Here is a 6,292-nt window from a genome sequence, read left to right as displayed (position 1 = left end):
CAGATTGTGAAATAAAAAAAGCACCCTTACGGGTGCTTTTTTTATTTACATCAATACCGGTCGCGACGGGGCTTTGCCCCTTCGCACTTCCCCACAAGGGGCTCGCAGCCGCCCCTTGACCTTGCCAACGCCCTGCGGGCTAAATAATCCGCGAGGACATTTTGTGGCAAAACGATAGATAGTGCCTCCCGCGTCGGGGAATCCGTTTATTCCTATTTACGTTAGCTTTAATGATATCGTTAAATATTTTTGACATACATTAGTGCTTAGGTTGGCTCAACCAATACAGTTGGACGCGGTCGGCAGTATTGCAGCAAAATATACTTGAGTTCCCACGCGGCTGAAGCAAAAGTAGCCCGAAGGGCGTTAAGCGGAGGTCAAGGAGGCAAGACCTCCTTGTAGGGTTTTGAAGGGACAACGTCCCTTCAGAAAAAATGTATGATAATATTATGCAGTTGAAACGATAGCTTTTTTGATGAGATTGTTTTGCAAAATATTTCCTAAAGCTCTAGTCCTTGAAGGGGTGAAACCCCTTCAGAAGTTTTCATTAACTTAAACGATTCCGTTAAACATGTTCAACAAATGCATACAAAAATGCTCTCTCACAAAAGAGAGAGCATTTTTTCAACAATATTGATGATCAAAATGTATATCCACTTCTACTCCCGGATGCGACGTAGCAAGCTGCTGCTTGATTACCTCTCTTATCTCTTCATCCGAAAGATGCGTATTATGCGGCACTACCACATCAAAAAGCAGTCTTCTGCGTCCTTCCGTAAGTGTCACCATACGGAAATCATGCATGGTAAGTCCCGTTTCAACCGCCTGCAGCACATTCGTCACGAAAAGCCTAAGTGCGTTTGTCTCGGGGTCATCTACCACAATGGGGTCCATGTGAACCGTGACGTTCAGATGATATTTCTCGGCGATACGCTGCTCCAAATCGTCAATAATTTCATGGGCCTCCATGATGTTCATGGTGTGAGGTACCTCTGCGTGAAGGGACGCAAATACGCGGCCGGGGCCGTAGTTATGCACGATGAGGTCGTGAACGCCCACGATTGACGGCGTTGCAAGGGTCATGCATTTTATGCCCGTACAAAGCTCCGGGTCAGGTGCTTCACCGAGAAGGGGCTGGATAGTTCCGTTTGCAGCTTCCCATCCGCTGTAGAGGACAAAGAGAGACACAAGTGCGCCGGCGATACCGTCAATATTGACTCCTACGGTTTCATATACGATAACGCTCGCCAAAACGACAGCTGTTGTAAGGCAGTCGGAACGGCTGTCTACTCCCGCAGCGTGAATGGTTGCGGAGTTGAGCCGACGTCCCGCGCTGAAATAAAATTCCGAGAGAATGAGCTTTCCTGCAATGGAGAGCGCAAGCACTCCTGCCGTAACGGCATCTACCGTAATTGCCTCAGGAGTGATGATTTTCTCAACGGAGGATTTCAAAAGCTCGAAGCCGACAATCATAATGACTACGGCAAGGAAAAGTCCGCTGAGATATTCCACGCGTCCGTGCCCGAAGGGATGCTCGGGGTCTGCAGGACGTGCAGCCATACGGAATCCGAAAAGCATGGCAACACCCGAGCCCGCATCGGAGAGGTTGTTCAAGCCGTCAGCAATTACGGAAATAGAACCGCTCAAAAAACCGATAGCAAGCTTTGCCGCGCACAGCAGAAGGTTTGCCATGATTCCCAGTACGCTGACACGCATACCGCATTTTTCCCGCGCACCGGGGTCATTCATATTTTCCTGCAGTGGAAGCAGTCTTTCTACAATAGCATCCATAAATAATTCTCCTCTTTCTGATAATGAAAGTCAATGACAACGCACGACATAAAGTACAAATGCCTCCCCTGCTATGCAGGGAAGGCACATGATTTTTCTATTTGAATGATTATATAACTGTGGTGATATTTTTGTCAAGCTTCTTTGAGGAATGCTTTATAGCCCTTCATGACTTCATAGAGGTCAATCTTGCTTGTAACCTCCCACGGAGCGTGCATGGATACGACGGCAACGCCGCTGTCAATGACCTGCATGCCGTAGAGGGACATGATATAGGCGATTGTTCCGCCGCCGCCAAGGTCTACCTTGCCAAGCTCCGCCGTCTGGAAGCGGACATTATGCTTGTCCATGATTCCGCGAAGCTCTCCGAGATATTCAGCGTTAGCATCGTTAGACCCGGATTTTCCACGGGAGCCTGTGTATTTGTTGAAGACCATTCCACCGCCGAGATAAGCCACGTTCTTTTTGTCAAAAGCGCTGGCGTAGAGCGGGTCATAGCCGGAGCTGACGTCAGAGGAAAGCATTTTCGAGTTTGCAAGGCAGCGGCGCATTGTAAGGTCGCTGTACTGTCCGATAGCGTTCATGACCTCGGCGAGAGCATTCTCGAAGAAACGGGACTGCATGCCCGTAGCACCCACGCTTCCTATTTCTTCTTTATCTACGAGAAGACATACTGCTGTCTTTTCCACGTCCTTCATTTCGAGCATAGCGTAGAGGGACGTGTACGCGCAGACACGGTCGTCCTGTCCGTAGGCGAGGATAAGACTCTTATCAAAGCCCAGCTCTCTTGCACGGCCTGCAGGAACCATTGTAAGCTCTGCGGAAATAAAATCGTCTTCCTCAATGTCGTATTTTTCTTTCAGGATAGCGAGGACGCCTGCTTTGACAGCATCCTTTTCCTCTCCCTCAAGAGGCAGGGAGCCGACGAGGATATCCAGGTTTTCACCCTCAATGACCTTGTCTGCTTTTTTCGTGAGCTGCTCCTGCGCGAGATGAATGAGCAGGTCTGTTACGCAGAATGCTGGCTCGTCTTCGTTTTCACCGATTACGATATCCACCTTCGTGCCGTTCTTTTTGACAACGACGCCGTGAATGGCAAGGGGCAGAGCAACCCACTGATATTTTTTGATACCGCCGTAGTAATGGGTGTTGAGATACGCAAGGCCCGAGTCCTCATAGAGCGGATTCTGTTTCAGGTCGAGACGGCAGGTATCTACATGAGCGCCGAGAATGGAAAGTCCCTGGTCAAGAGGCGCCTGTCCGAGATTGAAAAGAGCGATGGTCTTTCCCATGCCGCAGACATAGACTTTGTCCCCTGCGTGGAGCTTTTTGCCGCCCTTCGTGGCTTCGCGAAGCTCTTTGTATCCTGCATTTTCCGCCTGACGAATGGCCTCGGCTACGCTCTCGCGCTCCGTTTTGCAGGTGGAAAGAAAATCAATATAGCCCTTGCTGAGCTTTTCCAGTTCTTTTTTATCCTTGTCCGTATAAGAGAGCCATACGGATTTTTTTTCTTTTGTTTCTTTCTGCTCTTTCGTTTCTGTTTTTTTGACTTCCTTTGCCTTTTTCATGCCAGCCCTTCTTTCTGCTCTTCTCCGCGAGCAATCATTTCATGAACGATACGCGAAAAGTCCTCACGCGTTTCAGCTTTGTTAAATGCTTCCCGAAGCGAAGCTCCGCCCTTCATGCCCTTTGTGTACCATGTAGCGTGCTTTCGCATTTCACGTGAGCCTATATAGTCGCCCTTCCACTCTACCAGCATATCCAGATGGCGCATTATGAGCGCGCCGCGTTCTTCTATAGTAGGTGGCGGCGGTACTGTCCCTGTTGTCAAAAATTCGTGGAATGTCCTGAATATCCACGGGTTGCCCTGGGCTGCCCTGCCTATCATGACACCGTCGCATTTCGTCTGACGGAATATACGGGCCAGGTCGTCCGTGGTGCGGACGTCGCCGTTTGCTATGACGGGGATTGAGACTGCTTCCTTTACCTTGGCAATCATATCCCAGTCCGAGTGGCCTTTGTAATACTGCTCCCGTGTGCGTCCGTGAACGGCCATGGCGTCAACTCCTGCCGCTTCAGCGCGTTTTGCCATTTCGATAGCGTTGATATGCTTGTCGTCAAAGCCTATACGCATTTTGACGGTGACAGGCATTTTTACTGCCTTCCTCATTTCAGTGAGGATTGCCTGCGCCCGCTCGGGGTCAAGAAGGAGCGCCGAGCCTGCACGGTTCTTTACTATCTTCGGTGCGGGGCAGCCCATGTTGAAGTCAATAACATCAGCACAGCCCAGCTCCTCCACGTAGGCCGCGGCTTTCGCCACGGGCCCCGGCTCTGCCCCGAAGAGCTGCATTGCCAAAGGACGCTCCTCGGGTACAGTTTTCAGCATATTGCATGTATTTTCGTTTCTGAAGTTTATTCCCAGGACGCTGACCATCTCTGAGTAAACCATTGCGCAGCCCATCTCGCGGGCAAGCACACAGTACGGGGTATCAGTCACCCCCGCCATAGGTGCCAAAAACACAGGCACCGGAAAATCTAAATTACCTATCTTCATTCTTTCTTTGGCTCCGGAAGATTACGTTCATACAGCACACGCAGACCCGTAAGTGTAAGGAAGTTATCGACCTTGTCGATAGTCTGCGACTCGCGGGAAATCATGCGTGCGAGACCGCCTGTAGCGATTACGCGCATCTCCATTTTCATTTCTGCCTTTATACGGCGTACAATCTCATCTATCTGACCTACAAATCCGAAGATAACTCCGGACTGCATTGCGGAAATGGTGTTGCGGCATACAACTGTTTTCGGTGTTACGAGTGCAACACGGGGCAGCTGCGCGGCACGCTGGAAGAGCGCCTCCGAGGAGATGCCGATACCCGGAGCGATAACACCGCCCAGATAATCTCCGTTTTCCGCAACAACGTCAAAGGTGGTTGCGGTACCGATATCCACAACGATAAGCGGGCCGCCGTACTGGTCGTAAGCACCAACGGAGTTTACGATACGGTCGGCACCGATTTCACGGGGATTTTCATATTTCAGACGAATGCCCGTCTTGATGCCGGGGCCTACCACCAGCGGGTGAATGCGGAAGTAGCGCTCGCACATCTTTACCAGAGGTACCACCAGTGGCGGAACAACCGAGGAAATGATGATTGCCTCGATATCCGTCATGCGGATTCCCTGAAAGCGGAACAGGTTGTTGATGAGCATACCGTACTCATCACCTGTTTTCTGACGGTCTGTAGATATACGCCAATGGCGAACAAGCTTCTTTCCTTCGTAGGTACCGAGCACAATGTTACTGTTGCCGATATCAAATACTAAAAGCATAATTTTCCTCCATTCCTGCAGATGCAGGGATTTTTCGTGTTTGATTTATTTTTTTCGCGGGCGGATTGAAACATCTCCTGCCAGTACTCGTGTTCTTCCTTTTGGCGTATCGACGAGCAATGCTCCGTCCTCGTCAATGTCCGCCGCGATTCCCGCGTATGTCTCCTTGACTCCGATGACGTTGATTTCCTGTCCGAGAGTCACTGAGTATTTTCTCCATTCGTCCAGAACCTTCGCGAAACCGTGCTCAAGCACTTCGCAGTACAGCTCGTCCATGGCGTTCAGAATCTCCGCAAAAAGCGGCACACGGGCAAGCTTTTCTCCCTTGATTGTCTGCAGGGAGATACCGATATCCCGAAGCTCCTCCGGGAAGTCCTCAGGCATTATGTTGACGTTGAGTCCCGTGCCGATGATGACGTGATGGATTCGCTCCATTTCCGCATTCATCTCCGTCAGGGTTCCGTCCAGCTTTTTGCCGTTATAGAGTATATCGTTTGGCCATTTGATGCCAACGTTTACGCCGAACTTTCTTATGGCACGGGTAAGCGCCACCGCAGTCATAAGCGTACATTTCGGTGCTTCCTGCGGAAGAAATGTCGGACGCAGCAGCATAGAGAACCAGATTCCCTTATGCTTAGGCGAGAACCAGCCTCTGGAGAGGCGTCCCTTTCCGCCTGTCTGCTCCTCGGCAACGATAACCGTACCGTCGGGAGCGCCCTGCAGTGCAAGCTTTTTCGCCTCTTCATTGGACGAAGTTGTTGAATCAAAGTGAACGATTTTCTTTCCTATGATTTTCGTATGCAGAAGCGGTCTTATTTCCTCCGCCAGCAAAAGGTCGGGGGACTCCTTCAGGGAATATCCGCTGTGTGAATGGCTCACTATCTCGTATCCGTCCTCTTTCAAGGCCTGAATATGCTTCCACACAGCCGTTCTCGAAACTCCGAGCTTCTGCGCTATTTCCTCTCCGGATAAATAGTCATCACCCGCGTTCCTTAACAGCTCCAGGATTTTTCCTTTCATAAGGCATCTCCTCCTGCAAATAGGTTCGTTTAGGCTGAAGTTTAACGGTTAAACTTCAACCTCTATATAATAGAACAAAGACGGCTCAGAATCAAGAAAAAGAAATCGCAGGGGCGCGGTGCGTTCCTGCGATTTTCCATTTCATTTT

The 6,292-nt window shown here is 50.2% G+C and carries 5 protein-coding genes; all 5 read right to left on the bottom strand.

What is annotated here, in order from left to right; all coding sequences use genetic code 11:
• Positions 1-624 precede the first annotated feature (624 nt).
• Complete coding sequence (locus ACY69O_RS03190; protein ID WP_462332026.1) at positions 625-1,791, bottom strand: cation diffusion facilitator family transporter; 1,167 nt, start codon at positions 1,789-1,791, stop codon at positions 625-627.
• A 134-nt stretch (positions 1,792-1,925) separates the two neighbouring features.
• The gene (locus ACY69O_RS03185; RefSeq protein WP_462332025.1) at positions 1,926-3,359 is read right to left on the bottom strand and encodes an aminopeptidase; all 1,434 of its coding nucleotides are present in this window, start codon (positions 3,357-3,359) and stop codon (positions 1,926-1,928) included.
• Entirely contained in the window at positions 3,356-4,345 is a 990-nt protein-coding gene (dusB, locus tag ACY69O_RS03180; RefSeq protein ID WP_462332024.1) for a tRNA dihydrouridine synthase DusB, read from the bottom strand. Before dusB ends, ACY69O_RS03185 begins: the two co-directional genes overlap by 4 nt.
• Positions 4,342-5,124 (bottom strand): type III pantothenate kinase, encoded by a 783-nt coding sequence (locus tag ACY69O_RS03175; RefSeq protein WP_462332023.1) that lies wholly within the window; start codon positions 5,122-5,124, stop codon positions 4,342-4,344. The genes dusB and ACY69O_RS03175 overlap by 4 nt, the downstream gene beginning before the upstream one ends.
• Positions 5,125-5,169: 45 nt before the next feature.
• Positions 5,170-6,144: a biotin--[acetyl-CoA-carboxylase] ligase gene (locus tag ACY69O_RS03170; RefSeq protein ID WP_462332022.1), complete on the bottom strand. Its 975-nt coding sequence runs from the start codon at positions 6,142-6,144 to the stop codon at positions 5,170-5,172.
• Positions 6,145-6,292 lie beyond the last annotated feature (148 nt).

The sequence above is a fragment of the Schwartzia sp. (in: firmicutes) genome (assembly GCF_978017985.1).
Note: the sequence above shows the minus strand (reverse complement) of the source record. Positions and strands in the feature narration are given on the sequence as shown.